The organism is Nocardioides salarius (assembly GCF_016907435.1).
GTDB lineage: Bacteria > Actinomycetota > Actinomycetes > Propionibacteriales > Nocardioidaceae > Nocardioides > Nocardioides salarius.
On the sequence record NZ_JAFBBZ010000001.1, the window covers coordinates 1,437,607 to 1,451,031 of the forward strand.

General features: G+C 77.3%; 13 protein-coding genes. 9 read left to right on the forward strand and 4 right to left on the reverse strand.

The window, feature by feature from the left end:
* Positions 1-107 precede the first annotated feature (107 nt).
* The 8 genes from pilM (at position 108) to JOE61_RS22425 (ending at position 8,597) form a co-directional block, all read left to right on the forward strand.
* Positions 108-1,157 carry a pilus assembly protein PilM gene (gene pilM, locus JOE61_RS06985; RefSeq protein WP_193670176.1) on the forward strand — a complete coding sequence of 350 codons (1,050 nt, stop codon included), beginning with the start codon at positions 108-110 and terminating at the stop codon, positions 1,155-1,157.
* Positions 1,154-2,029, forward strand: a complete 876-nt coding sequence (locus JOE61_RS06990; RefSeq protein ID WP_193670177.1) for a hypothetical protein — start codon at positions 1,154-1,156, stop codon at positions 2,027-2,029. Before pilM ends, JOE61_RS06990 begins: the two co-directional genes overlap by 4 nt.
* A complete protein-coding gene (locus tag JOE61_RS06995) occupies positions 2,026-2,685 on the forward strand; it encodes a hypothetical protein (protein WP_193670178.1) in 660 nt (219 codons plus the stop codon). Before JOE61_RS06990 ends, JOE61_RS06995 begins: the two co-directional genes overlap by 4 nt.
* 1 nt (position 2,686) lies before the next feature.
* Positions 2,687-4,072 carry a putative bifunctional diguanylate cyclase/phosphodiesterase gene (locus JOE61_RS07000; protein ID WP_193670179.1) on the forward strand — a complete coding sequence of 462 codons (1,386 nt, stop codon included), beginning with the start codon at positions 2,687-2,689 and terminating at the stop codon, positions 4,070-4,072.
* Entirely contained in the window at positions 4,069-4,896 is an 828-nt protein-coding gene (locus JOE61_RS07005; protein WP_307822865.1) for a prepilin peptidase, read from the forward strand. The genes JOE61_RS07000 and JOE61_RS07005 overlap by 4 nt, the downstream gene beginning before the upstream one ends.
* 78 nt (positions 4,897-4,974) lie before the next feature.
* Positions 4,975-6,465: an EAL domain-containing protein gene (locus tag JOE61_RS07010; protein WP_193670180.1), complete on the forward strand. Its 1,491-nt coding sequence runs from the start codon at positions 4,975-4,977 to the stop codon at positions 6,463-6,465.
* Positions 6,466-6,690: 225 nt separating this feature from the next.
* Positions 6,691-7,224: a response regulator gene (locus JOE61_RS22420; RefSeq protein ID WP_193670181.1), complete on the forward strand. Its 534-nt coding sequence runs from the start codon at positions 6,691-6,693 to the stop codon at positions 7,222-7,224.
* 86 nt (positions 7,225-7,310) lie between these two features.
* Positions 7,311-8,597 (forward strand): EAL domain-containing protein, encoded by a 1,287-nt coding sequence (locus JOE61_RS22425; RefSeq protein WP_193670182.1) that lies wholly within the window; start codon positions 7,311-7,313, stop codon positions 8,595-8,597.
* Positions 8,598-8,691: 94 nt separating this feature from the next.
* Here JOE61_RS22425 and JOE61_RS07025 read toward each other — a convergent pair whose 3' ends face one another.
* From JOE61_RS07025 to JOE61_RS07040, 4 genes are all read right to left on the reverse strand, one after another.
* Complete coding sequence (locus JOE61_RS07025; protein WP_193670183.1) at positions 8,692-9,891, reverse strand: hypothetical protein; 1,200 nt, start codon at positions 9,889-9,891, stop codon at positions 8,692-8,694.
* 103 nt (positions 9,892-9,994) lie between these two features.
* Complete coding sequence (locus JOE61_RS07030) at positions 9,995-10,555, reverse strand: type III secretion system chaperone family protein (RefSeq protein WP_193670184.1); 561 nt, start codon at positions 10,553-10,555, stop codon at positions 9,995-9,997.
* Positions 10,552-11,835, reverse strand: coding sequence for a D-inositol-3-phosphate glycosyltransferase (gene mshA, locus JOE61_RS07035; protein ID WP_443678570.1), 1,284 nt, complete (start codon positions 11,833-11,835; stop codon positions 10,552-10,554). Before mshA ends, JOE61_RS07030 begins: the two co-directional genes overlap by 4 nt.
* Positions 11,836-12,071: 236 nt before the next feature.
* Positions 12,072-12,536, reverse strand: a complete 465-nt coding sequence (locus JOE61_RS07040; RefSeq protein WP_193670185.1) for a hypothetical protein — start codon at positions 12,534-12,536, stop codon at positions 12,072-12,074.
* 71 nt (positions 12,537-12,607) lie between these two features.
* On the opposite strand from JOE61_RS07040, the gene JOE61_RS07045 reads away from it, so the two are divergent.
* Positions 12,608-13,384 carry an SDR family NAD(P)-dependent oxidoreductase gene (locus JOE61_RS07045; protein WP_372440056.1) on the forward strand — a complete coding sequence of 259 codons (777 nt, stop codon included), beginning with the start codon at positions 12,608-12,610 and terminating at the stop codon, positions 13,382-13,384.
* Positions 13,385-13,425 lie beyond the last annotated feature (41 nt).

Below are 13,425 nucleotides of genomic sequence, written 5' to 3' on the forward strand. Positions count from 1 at the left end.
TCCGTGCCAGGTCCGCATCAGGTCCGCGTCAGGGCTCAAGGTGCACCTCGCGACGACCGATGCCCCAGTCAGCCCTGCACCCAGGGCGCGGGAGCGGGAGGACGACAATGGCACGCAGCGTGGTGGGCCTCGACATCGGCAGCGCGGCCGTCAGCGGCACCGAGGTGCGCCTGGGCGGCAGCGCGGCCGGCCGGGGCTCGCGGGTACGCCGCTCGGGCAGCGTGGCGCTGCCGCCCGGCGCCGTGGAGGCCGGGCTGGTGCGCGACCGCGCCGCCGTCGTGTCGGCGCTGCGCCAGCTGTGGGCCGAGCAGCACTTCGGCACCCGCCAGGTGCACCTGGGCGTCGGGTCGGCCTCGGTGCTGGTGCGCCAGCTCGACCTCGACTGGATGCCCGACGACGACCTGCGCCGCTCGCTGCGCTTCCAGGTCGCCGACCTGCTGCCGGTGCCCGTCGACGACGCCAACATCGACCACGTCCCGCTCGGCGAGGCGCAGGGCGTCGACGACCAGGGCGCCCCGCGCCGCCTGTCCCGGATCCTGCTGGTGGCCACCGCCCGCGAGGCCGTCGACGGGCTGGTGCGCGCCGTCGAGGCCGCCAAGCTGGTGCCGCTGACCGCCGACCTGTCCGCCTTCGCCGCCGTCCGCGCGGTGGCCGGCACGCCCGTGCCCCCCGAGACCCCCGGCGGGCCAGGTGTGCCCGAGGCCGTCGTCGACGTCGGCGCCCAGACCGTCTCGGTCGCGGTGCACGTCGACGGCCGGCCGTGGTTCGTGCGGGTCGCCTCAGGGCTCGGCGGCGAGATGCTCACCCGGGTGCTGATGGAGCAGACCGGGCGCAGCCGCGACGAGGCCGAGGCGCTCAAGCGCACCCCCGGGACGCTGCCCGAGGTGGGCCGCTCCGCGCGGTCGCTGGAGGAGTCGGTGCTGCTGGAGGGCGTCGGGCGCCTGCTCGCCGAGGTCCGCACCACCCTCGACTTCCACTCCGGACACGACCCCGCGACCGCGCCCCGCCGGGTGGTGCTCACCGGCGGCGGCAGCCTGCTGCCCGGCCTGGTCGAGCACGGTCGGGCCGCCTGGGGCCTGCCGGTGCGCCTGCACGACGACGCGGCCTCCCCCGCCGGTGCCGTGGCGCTCGGGCTGGGCCTGGAGGGCGCGGCATGAGCGGCCTGCTGACCCGGCCGCTCGGGCGGCGCGGCGAGGACCCTCCCCGCATCCCCGAGCAGACGGCGTACGCCGGGCGGACCGGCGTCAACCTGCTCTCGCCGTGGGTGCGCGAGGGGCTGCGGGTGCGTGCGCTGCGCAAGCGGTTCGCCTACGCGCTGCTCGCCCTGGTCGTGGCCGCTGGAGGTGCCTGGGCCTTCCACCAGCTGCTGCTGCGCGAGGCCTCCGCCGAGCTGCGCGGCGAGCAGGCGGTCGGCGCCGCGCTGGAGGCGCGCATCGACGACCTGGCCCCCGTCAGCGGCTACATCGCCGACGTGCGGACCCGCTCGCAGGAGGTCCACGACACGATGCGGACCGAGATCTCGCACGCGACCGTGCTCGACACGCTGGTCGACCTCGCGCCGGGCGGCACCAGCTTCGAGTCGACCACGCTGGTGCTGCCGCTGGCCGCCCCTCCGGGGGCCCCAGCGGCCCCCGCCGACGGCACCGCCGCCGCTCCGGGCACCGACGCGGGCACCGACCCGGCCGAGCCGGTCGCCCCCGAGGACGACCCCGCTCGCGGCCTGCTGGCCACCTGCCCCGGGCCGGACCCCTTCGCGACCACGACCGTGGTGGCCTGCCTCGAGCTCAGCGGCACCGCACCGAGCCGGCGCGTGGTGGCGCAGCTGGTGCAGGCGCTGGCCGCCGAGAAGCTCTTCATCGAGCCCTTCATCACCACCACGACCACCGACGAGGCCGCCGAGGTCAGCTTCACCGGCTCGGTCGGGGTCGACCCCCGGGCCTTCACCGGGCGCTACGACGACCTGCTCGAGCGCCTCGACCCCACGACCGCCGACGAGACCGACCAGACCCTCGAGGAGGACGAGCGATGAGCCTGCACACCGTCACCGCGACCCGCGTGCTGGGCGCCCTCGCGCTGCTGCTGGTCGCCGCCGCCGCGTGGCTGCTGCTGCTCGGGCCGGCCCGGGCCGACCTCGCCGAGGCACGCCAGGAGGTCGTCGCGACCGCCGACGCCAACGCGCTGCGCACCGTGCAGCTGGCCGGCCTCGAGCAGCAGGCCGGCGACCTCGGCGCCGTCGACGACGTCGCCGACGACCTGGCCACGCTCTTCCCGCCGACCGCCGACCAGCCCGGCTTCTTCGAGATGGTCGACGCCGCCGCGACCGCCGCCGGCATCGCGCCCGGCAAGGTCACCGCCCTCTCCCCCGGCCTGCCCACCGCCCCCGTCGAGCAGGACCCCGCGACGGTCCGGCTCGCCGAGCAGAGCGTCACCCTCGACGTCGAGGCCGACGAGCGGAGCCTGCGGCGCCTGCTCGCCGAGCTCGAGTCGATGGACCGCTCCTTCCTGGTGCGCTCGGTGACCCTGACCGCGAGCAGCGAGGCCGGCGCGGGGGCCGCCCGGGCCTCGATCCAGGGCTCGACCTTCGTCGCGGCCCCGGTCGAGCGCCCCCGCGGCGCCGGTGCGGACGCGGGCGCAGCCACGGACCAGCCCGGTGCCGGTGGTGGCGACTCCACGGGCGGTCGCTGAGATGGCCGCACCCCGGCGTCCGGGCCGGCGACGGCCGCTGAGCCGCCGCGACCCGCTGACCGGCCTGCGCGACCGCGACAGCCTGCTGCAGCGCGGCCAGGCCCTCCTCGACACCGCCGCCAAGGAGCGCCGGCGCGCCGCCGTCGCGCTGGTCGACGTCGACCGGCTCAAGCAGGTCAACGACGCCCTGGGCCACGCCGCCGGCGACCGGCTGCTGGTCGAGACCGCCGTGCGCCTGCGCCGCACCGTGGGGCCCCACGCGGTGCTGGCCCGGGTCGGCGGCGACGAGTTCGCCCTGGTCGTGCGGCTCGAGGGCGACACCGAGCCGCAGGCCCTGGCCGGCTCGATCCTGGCGGCCCTCGGCGAGCCGGTGCACGTCGACGGTGTCGAGGTGCCCACCGGCGCCTCGGTCGGGGTCGCCCTCGCCGGGGTCGACGGCACCCGCGTCGAGACCCTGCTCGCGGCGGCTGACCAGCTCATGTACGCCCGCAAGGGCGGCGGCCCGCGCCCCGGCGTGGTGACGCTGTCGGGCCGCGCGGCCCCGGCCGACGACGACCTGGCCGCCGACCTGGCCCGGGCGCTGGGCGGCGACGGGCACGGCGAGCTGCGCCTGCATCACCAGCCGCAGGTCCGCCCCGACGGCACCATCGTCGGCTTCGAGGCGCTGCTGCGCTGGCAGCATCCCCGGCTGGGGCCGCTCGGCCCGGCTGGGTTCCTGCCCCTGGCGGCGCGCCACGGCCTGGCCACGGCGCTCGACGACCTGGCGGTGCGCCAGGCCCTCGAGGACCACGCGGTGCTCAGCGTCTGCGCCCCCGAGGCGGGCGTCTCGGTCAACCTGTCCGCGCACAGCCTGCTCGACCCCGCCCTGCCCGACCGGCTGGCCGGGCACCTGGTCGACGCCGGCGTCGACGGCTCGCGGCTGACCCTCGAGGTCAGCGAGTCGGCGACCGGGCTCAGCGCCGGCGAGCCCACGGCGTACGCCGCCCTGGGTGCCTGCGGCGCCGGGCTGAGCGTGCAGGACTTCGGCACCCACCGGGCCTCGCTGACCTCGCTGTGGGCCAGCCCCGCCGTGCGCGAGGTCAAGCTGCACCCGCGCCTGGGCGCCGAGGTGGCCCGCGACGACGAGGTGGCCCGGCGGGTGCGGGCGCTGGTCTACGCCGCCCACGGCCTGGGCCTGCGCGTGGTCGCCGACGGGGTCGAGACCCGGGAGGCGGCCGCCGCGCTGGAGGGCCTCGGCTGCGACGCGGTGCAGGGCTTCGCGGTGGCCCCGCCCACCCCCCTCATCGACCTCGTCGAGTGGGTGGGGTTCTGGAACCGCTCGCACCGCCGCGGCCCCGAGGCGCCCGCCGCCCCTGCGCGCGGGGTCCCCGTCGGGGGGCAGCCGTGAGCGCGGCGGTGCTGCCCCTCCCGCTGGTGGCGGGCCTCGCGGGCCTGCTGGGCCTGCTGGTGGGCTCGTTCGTCAACGTGGTCGTGCACCGGGTGCCGGCCGGGTTGTCGGTGGTGCGGCCCCGCTCGGCCTGCCCCGCCTGCGGTCACGAGGTGCGCGAGCGCGACAACGTGCCGGTCGTCTCCTGGCTGCTGCTGCGCGGGCGCTGCCGCGACTGCCGGGTGCGGATCCCCCTGCGCTACCCGGCCGTGGAGGCCGGCACGGCGGTCCTCTTCGCGGTGGTCGCGCTCGCCGAGACCCGCCCCCCGGTGCTGCTCGCCTGCCTGGTCGTGGCCGGCGCGGGCGTGGCGCTGGCCCTGATCGACCTCGACCACGGCCGGCTGCCCTTCGCGGTGACCGGCACCGCGGCGCTGCTGGCCGGCGCCGCGCTGCTGGCCGGCTGGACCACCACGTGGGCCCTGCAGGGCCCCTCTGCCGCGGCCGGCCAGCTGGTCGGGCCGCTGGTCGGCGTGCTGGCCTGGGGCGGGGTGTACGCCGCCCTGTGGGCGGTCACGGCGGGGCGCGGCATGGGCCTGGGCGACGTCGCCCTGGCGCCGCTGCTGGGCCTGGTGCTGGGTGCGGTGGGCGTGAGCGCCGCCGTCGTGGGGCTGGCCCTCGGCTTCGCCCTGGGCGCCGTCGGGTCGCTGCTGCTGACGGGCCTGGGCACCGTGCGGCGCGGCCAGCGCATCCCCTTCGGCCCCTTCATGCTGGCGGGCGCCGGGCTGGGCCTCGTCGCCGGCGAGCCCCTCGCCACCGGCTACCTGCGCCTGGTCGGGATCGCCTGACCGCCACCGGCGTCGGCGCCCCGCACTAGGCTCCGCACCGACGGGCCACGACGGCCCGCGACACCCCCGGGGGTTGCGATGGACGCCGAGAGCGCGCGCGGGCTGGCCGCGCGCCTGCCGCGCGTCGGTCACCGGCTGCCGCGGCTGCACCCGGGCCGCGGGCTCGCCGGGCTGCTCGGCGGCCCGCACCAGCCGGGGGCCGGGCCCGACCACGCCGCCACCGACGTCCTGACCGGGCTCGGCGACCGCTCCGCGCTGGCGCGGCACGCCGATCGCCTCGAGACCGGGCCGGCGGCGCACGCCCTGCTGGTGCTCGACCTCGACGGCTTCAAGGCCGTCAACGACATGGCCGGCCACGAGGCCGGCGACGCGGTGCTGCGGGAGGTGGCGCGCCGGGTCGCCGAGGTCGCCGGCGACGACGGGGTCGCGGTGCGGCTCGGCGGCGACGAGTTCGCGCTGCTGAGCGGGCCGCTCACCGGCCCGCCGGCCGAGGCCGCCGCCGCGGCCGAGGAGCTGGCGAGCCGGGTGGAGGCCAGCATCGCCCGCCCGGTGCGCACCCAGGGCGTGGACCTGTCGGTGCGCGCCTCGGTCGGGGTCGCCCTGCACCGGCGCGACGGGCACGGGCTCGAGCAGCTGCTGCGCGCCGCCGACCAGGCGATGTACGCCGCCAAGGCGGCCCGCGGACGGCCCCCGGGCGGCGTACGCCTGCCCGACCTGCCCGACGTGCCCGAGGAGGAGCTGGCCACCGACCTCGCCCGGGCCGTGGACGAGGGCGGGCTCGAGCTGCACTACCAGCCCCAGGTGACCTGGTCGGGCGCGGTCAGCGGGGTCGAGGCGCTGCTCCGCTGGCCGCACCCACGGCTGGGGGTGCTGGCGCCACGCCAGGTGCTGCCGCTGGCCCAGCGCCACGGCCTGACCACCCGGCTGGCGCTCTGGACGATCGAGCGGGCGCTGGCCGACCGGCGCCTCCTGGCCGCCGACCTGGGCGTGGAGGTCGTGGTCTCGGTCAACATCGCCGCGCGCGACCTGCTGGGGCACGCGTTCGTGCCCGACATCGCCCGGCTGCTGCACGCCGACGCGGCGGGCGCTCCCCCGGGCCCGCGGCTGACCCTCGAGATCGGCGAGCCGAGCCCGCACCCGGTGCCCCAGGTCGTCTCGCTCTTCGAGAGGCTCGCCGAGCTCGGCGTGGCGGTGAGCATCCACGAGCTCGGGCTGGGCCAGGTCTCGCTGGCGGCGATCTCGCGCTACCCGGCGGTCCGCGAGCTCAAGATCGACCCCCTGCTGGTGCGCCAGGTCGCCGACGACGAGGCCACCGCCCGCCTAGTGCGCGCCATCGTCGGCGCCGCCCACGGCCTCGAGGTCGAGGTCGTCGCCGAGGGCGTCGAGGACCACCGCACCGTGCGCCGGCTGCGCGAGCTGGGCTGCGACCGGCTGCAGGGCTTCGCCGTGGCGGCGCCGGCCGACCTGGCCGAGCTGCGCGCCTGGGCCGGGCGCTGGCCGGACGTGCAGGCGCAGGTGCTGGGCCCCACGCTGCCCGTGCCGCCCGCTCCGCCGGCTCCGCCTGCCTAGGAACCCCAGGCGAGGCACCCCCGCCGTAGGAGCACCGGGTGGTCACGGCATGGCCCGAAATGACTACGCACCCCAGTAGCCGATCGGTCGAACGTGGCCCGACCCCCTTCCCCTGGGCGCCCGGGGAGGCGAGGATTCGTGCGCACCCCAGCCCCGTGCGTCACACCCGTCACCCACCCCCCCACGGTGACGGGACGGGGCTTCTCGAGGACGGACCCCCCCCCCGTGCACACTTCCCCCACCCTGATCCCCACCCCGGCACCGACCCTGGCCCCGGCCCCCCGCCGAGCACGACCGGCCACCACGTCGCCGGCCCCCGCCGCACCCCCCGTGCTGGCGCTCACCGCGACCCCCGCCGCCACCCAGCGGGTGCGCGCGACCCTCGCGAGCGGCGGGCTGACCAACCCGGTGCGAGGACTGCACGACAGCAGCGACGCGGCGCGCTACCTGCTGGCCCGCGGCCCGTGGCAGGACCGGGCCCGGCACCCGCTGCCGGCCGTGGTGGTGGCCGACCTGCACCTGCGCGCCGGCGCCCCGGACGGCTCGGTGCTCGACCTCCTCCGGCTGCGCCGCGAGCGGCCCGAGCTGCAGCACATCCCGGTGGTCGTGGTGGGCCGCGACGCCGACGACGAGGAGATCGACGCGGTGCACGACCTGGGGGCGGCGGCGTACCTCGCCCACACCGTGGCCGGCTCGGTGCTCGTCGACGTCATCCGTGGCCTGGGGATGCGCTGGTCGCTGGCTCCCGCCGCGTCGTGAGCCTCGCGCCACTGCCCGGCCCCCTCCAGCCCGGCCCCCTCCAGCCAGGGTCCCTGCGGCCCGGGCCCCTCGCACCGAGCAGCCTCGTGCCGGGCGCTCGGCCCGCCGACCCGCGTCCGGGCCTGCGGGTCGCCTCGCGCGACGGCGACGCCGAGCCCACCCTCGCGTGGCTGCTGGAGCAGCCCGAGCGGCCGGTGGCGGTGCTCAGCGCCGTCGTCTCCAACGCGGGCGACCTGCTCGAGCGCTTCGGCACCGACGGGCTCGAGCAGGTCCTCTCGACCCTGGGTGAGCGGCTCCGGCGCGGCTGCGCGGCGCGGGTGCTGCGGGTCTCGCCGCTGGGCGGGCTCGTCTTCACGGTGCCGTCCCCGGCCGAGCCGAGCCCGGCCGGCGACCCGGCCCTCGCGGCGATCACCGGCGCGGAGGAGTCGCTGCGCGACTTCGTCGAGGTCGGGGGCGAGCAGGCCTGGCCCGTGGTGAGCCTGGGCGTACGCCGCGTGGGCGCCCGCGACGAGGCCGCCCAGCTGCTGCGCGACGCCAGGTCGGCGCTGGTGCGCGCCCAGCAGGAGAGCCCCGGCACGACCACCTGCTGGCCGGCCGGGCGGACCGGCTCCGACCTGGGGCGGCTGCGGCTGGTCGACGACCTGGTCGGGGCGCTGCGCCAGCACCCCGAGCAGCTGGCCCTGGCCTACCAGCCGGTCGTCGACCTGACCACCGGCGAGGTCGGTGGCGTCGAGGCGCTGCTGCGCTGGACCCACCCCGAGCGCGGCGCCGTCTCGCCGCTGGTGGCGGTGGCCGCCGCCGAGCGCAGCGGGCTGGTGCGCGAGCTCGGCCTGCTGGTCGTCGACCGGGCGCTGGCCCAGCTGCGCGCCTGGCAGCGGCCCACCCCGCTGACCATGCACGTCAACGTCTCGCCCCTGCAGCTGCGCGCGCCCGGGTTCGTGCCCGCCGTGGCCCGCCTGCTCGAGCAGCACGACGTGCGGGCCTCCGCGCTGCTGCTGGAGATCACCGAGAGCGCCGCGATGTCGGGCGACCCCGAGGTGCTCGCGGCCCTCGACGCGCTGGGCGAGCTCGGGGTGCGCCTGGGCATCGACGACTTCGGCACCGGCTACTCCTCGATCTCGCGGCTGCAGCAGCTGCCGGTCGACACCGTCAAGATCGACCGCTCGCTGGTCTGCGAGATCGGCGGCTCGGCGCCCGCCTTCGAGATGCTGCGCGCCGTGCTGGGCCTGCTGCGGACCTCCCCGGGCCTGACGATCGTCGCCGAGGGCGTCGAGACCGCCCTGCAGTCGGCCCACCTGCGCGCCCTGGGCTGCCGCTGGGCGCAGGGCTACCACCTCGGCCGACCCGTCCCCCCGGGCGACGTGCGCCTCTGACGCGTGCCGCCGGCGCCTTCTGGAGCCGGGGTGGGGGAAAGTCCCTGACGTTCCACACCACCCACCCGCGTGTCGCGGCGCGAGAGGTCAGGGACTATCCCGGCGGGGCGAGCTCGACGACCCAGTCGCCGCCCTGGTCGCGGGTGACCTCGCCGGCGACGATCCCGGCACGGCCTGGCACCGGCGCGACCGGGCGCTGCTGCACCCGCCGCGACCACTCGACGTACAGCTCGTCGACGACCAGGGCCCGGCGGCCGTCGATGCGCAGGCTCACGCGGGCGCGGCGCGGCGAGAGCCGCTCGACGTCGTGCAGCACCCGGCCGGGCCGCTCGTCGGCCGACGGCTTCTCGTTGCGCGAGCGGGCGTCGCGCAGGCGGGCGTCGCGGGGCACGCGCACGACCGCCGACAGCTCGGCCCACGACGTGCGGGTGCCGCGGCACACCAGCACCACGCGCGCCTCGCCGGCCCCGGTGGCGCAGGCGCCGTGGGCGCTGCGCTCGGCCCGCACCGCGGGCACGCTGCGCACGGTGCGCTGGGTGATGGTGCGGCGGGCGATCTCGGTGGCCCCGATGACGGCCACCGAGTCCCCGCTGACGGGGTCGATGGCGACGGCTGCCAGCAGGTAGCGCCCGGTGGGCAGGCTGGCGCGGCGCCGGTTGCCCTTGCCGCCGTCCCAGGCCCAGGTCGCGGGCCCGGCGGCCAGCACGGCCCGCCGCTCGGTGACCACGCGGCCCCGGGCGACGTCGAAGGCCAGCAGCACCACGTCGGTGGGCGCCGAGACGTCGAAGACCAGCTCGGCGGTGTCGGCGAACCCGTCGCGCACGGTGGGGTAGAAGACCGGGCTGACGCGCGCGTCGGTGAACGCGACGGGGCGCCAGACCGAGAAGGCGACGCCGGCGCTCGGGCCCGCCGCTGCGGGGCCCTCGCCCGGGTCGTCGCCGGGAGCAGCGCCCGCCACCGGGTCGAGCTGGGCGGTGGCGGTGCAGTCGGAGGCCGGCGCCTCGACGGGCGCGACCTCGACCCCGACCCGGCCGCTGGGGGCGCTGAAGGTGGTGTGGTGCTCGTAGCCGCTCGAGGGGCACACGACGCTGAGGCGCCCGTCGTGGCCGGCCGCGCCGCGCGAGACCTCCACGACGACCGGTCCGCTCCAGCCGGTGGCGACCCGCTGCCCGTCACCGGGGGCGCTGATGGCCACCTCGGGGGCGGAAGGCGTCTCTCCCGCGGCCCCCACCACGGGAGAGACGCTCAGGAGGAGAGCGGTCACGACGAGCCGGGACATCGAGCTCGCGTTCACCTGCATCCTCCCCGCCGACGCGACTGGAAGCGTCGTCCCGACGATGCTGCGGGTCGGCGGGGGGCCGCGTCATACCCCACGTCGGGTATGTCGGTGCCGGGGGTCAGTCGGCGGTCGACTCCTGCTCGGCGTCGGTGCCGTCCTCGGCCTCCAACCAGCCGCGGAACGCGTCGAGGTTGCGGGTCGACTCCCCGCGCAGCGTGCGCCATTCCCACTCCTTGCGGATCGAGGAGGCGAAGCCGAGCTCGAGGATGGCGTTGAACGACTCGTCGGCGTAGGTCAGCACCGAGCCCAGCAGCCGGTCGAGCTCGGCCTCGTCGACCACCGACAGCGGCAGCCGCGCGTCGAGGTAGATGTCGCCGGTGCGGTCGACGGCGAACGCGACGGCGTACAGGCGCAGGTTCTTCTCCAGCAGCCAGCGCCACACGCGCTCGTGGTTCTCGTCGGGGTTGCGGCACACGAAGGCGTGCACGCCCAGCGCGTGGGCGCCGACGTCGAGGCGCACGGGGGTCTGCAGCTTCTTCTCGCCGGGCAGCGCGAAGGAGAACAGCCCGGGGCTGGGCTCCTGCGCCTCGATCTCGTTGGTGGCCAGCCAGGCCCGCACCACCTCGGCGGCGCGCTCCTGCTCCTGGCTGGTCGGGGTGCGCATCTGCTCGTCGCTCATGCGAGGGCCTCCTGCCGCATCATCCACCGGGCACGTTCGTAGCCGCCGAGCATCGCCTCGGCGGTGGCCTCCCACGAGAACCCCTTGGCCTGCAGCACCGCGCCGGAGCGCAGCCGCTGGGCCAGCAGCGGCTCGGTGAGCACCCGCGCGATCGCGTCGGCCCAGTCGCCGGCCTCGTGGCCCTCGACGAGCAGCCCGCTGTGGCCGTCGCGCACCACGGTGGTCAGCCCGCCGACGGCCGCGGCGACGACGGGGGTGCCGGTCGCCTGCGCCTCGGCGGCGACCAGCCCGAAGGACTCGTTGTAGGACGGCACGGCCACCAGCGTGGCGGCGGCGTACCAGCGCGCGAGGTCGGCCTGGGCGACCGGCGGCACGAACCGCACCACGTCGCCCAGGCCCAGCTCGCGGGCCAGCGTGGCGAGCGCGTCGGGGTGCTCCAGGCCGCTGCCCGAGGGGCCGCCGACGACCGGCACGACCAGGCGCTCGCGCAGGCCGGGGTCGCGGCGCAGCAGCTCGGCGACCGCGCGCAGCAGCACGTCGGGGCCCTTGAGCGGCTGGATGCGCCCGGCGAAGAGCAGCACGTCGGCGTCGACGGGCAGCCCGAGCTCGCGGCGTACGTCGGCGCGCTCGCGGGGGCGGAAGACGTCGAGGTCGACGCCGGGGTGGACCACCTCGACGCGCCCGGCGTGGGCGTCGTAGAGGTTGATCAGCTGCTTGGCCTCGAGGTCGGTGTTGGCGACCAGCAGGTCGGCGGCCTCGACGACCTGCTCCTCGCCGATGACGCGGGCCTGCGGCTCGGGGGTGTCGCCCTCGGCGAGCGCCTCGTTCTTGACCTTGGCCATCGTGTGCATCGAGTGCACCAGCGGCACGCCCCAGCGGTCGCGGGCCAGCGCGCCGACCTGCCCGGAGAGCCAGTAGTGGCTGTGCACGGCGTCGTAGTGGCCCACCGGGTGGGCGGCCTCGGTGCGCAGCACCTCGCGGGCGAAGACGCACAGCTGGCCGGGCAGCTCGGTCTTGGTCAGCCCCTCGAACGGGCCGGCGTGGATGTGGCGCACCCGCACCCCGTCGTGGGCCTCGACCACCGGCTCGAGTGCCGAGGAGGTGGCGCGGGTGAAGATGTCGACCTCGGTGCCCTGGGCGGCGAGGCGGCGGGCCAGCTCGATGACGTAGACGTTCATCCCGCCGGCGTCGCCGGTGCCGGGCTGGTCGAGAGGACTGGTGTGCAGGCTGATCATCGCGAGGCGCCGCACGGGGCGCTCGCTTCGGTGCTGGCTGCTCACGCAGTCCTCCGTCCGTGTGTCTGCCGGTCCCGTCACCGGGCCCTCGTCGCTCAACCCCTCGGGCCGCCCGAAGATTCCCCCAGGTCGGGTAGGTGGGGTGCGGGGGGCGGCGGGCGCCGTGGTGGTCGGGCGGGCGGGAGTTTCATCGGGTCCCCGACGGAACTGGCGCCGCCCGCACGAACCTTCGTGCTGGTGACGCGAGTTCCAGCGGGTGCCCGATGAAACTCTGACAGGCCTCAGCCCGCGTGCGCCCCACCCGTACGGCGCCGCCCCGGTGCCGGTCGTGCGGCCCGGGTCGGCCGGCCTCGGCCGGGGGCGGGCGGCTCGGGATCGCCGCCGGGGGTGTCGTCGCGGCGGCGGCGCCGTACCTCGCGGGCCAGCACGAGTGCGCCGAGCGCCGTCGTGAGCGCGCCCACGACGGCGTCGACCGACGCGGAGCCGCGCGCGCCCGCCAGCCCACCGACGACGGCGAGCAGCGCTACGCACAGCACGGCGAGGCAGACGCCCACTACGAGGCGCAGCGGGGCGGCGCCCCGGTCGACGAGGCCGGCGCCGAGGGTCACGGCCGCCAGGGCCAGGAGCGCCGCACCGGGCCACCACGCGAGCGGGCCGGGCCCGGCCCAAGCCAGCAGCCACAGCGCTCCGCCCACCAGCGCGGCGAGCGCACCGCCGACGGCGGCGGGCGTCGTACCCCTGTCCACAGCAGACCCCTCTCACCTGGTCGGCACCCAGTCGGCGCCCATCGTCCCAGGCCCACGGGGGCTGCGCCACAATGTGGCCCATGAGCAGCCGCCTCGCCGTCGTGACCGGAGCCAGCAGCGGGATCGGGGCCGCGACCGCGCGGCGCCTGGGCGCGGAGGGGTTCCACGTGGTGTGCGCGGCCCGGCGCGCCGAGCGGGTCGAGGCGCTGGCCGCCGAGATCGGCGGCACCGCCGTGGTCTGCGACGTCACCGACGCCGAGTCGGTTTCCGCGCTGGCCACCCGGGTCGGCGAGCTGGCCGCCGAGCTCGGGCGCCCGGGTCTCGACGTGCTGGTCAACAACGCCGGCGGCGCGTTCGGCTCGGCGCCGGTCGCCGAGGGCGACGCCGCGCAGTGGCGCGCGATGTACGACGTCAACGTGATCGGCCTGATGCAGGTCACCAAGGCGCTGCTGCCCTCCCTGATCGCCTCGGGCGCCGGCGTGATCTGCAACGTCGGCTCGACCGCGGGCCGCATCGCCTACGAGGGCGGCGCCGGCTACACCGCTGCCAAGCACGGCACCCAGGTGGTCACCGAGACGCTGCGCCTGGAGCTCTTCGACCAGCCGGTGCGGGTCTGCGAGGTCGCGCCGGGCATGGTGCGCACCGACGAGTTCGCGCTGGTGCGCTTCGAGGGCGACCAGGAGAAAGCCGACGCGGTCTACGAGGGCGTGGCCGAGCCGCTGGTGGCCGAGGACGTCGCCGACGCCATCGCCTGGGTCGTCACCCGGCCCCCGCACGTCAACGTCGACGAGCTGGTCATCCGCCCCCGCGCCCAGGCCGCCCAGCACAAGGTCCACCGCCAAGCGTGAGTTCGCGAACGCTTGAAGCGGTGGAGATCGAGCGAGCCCAC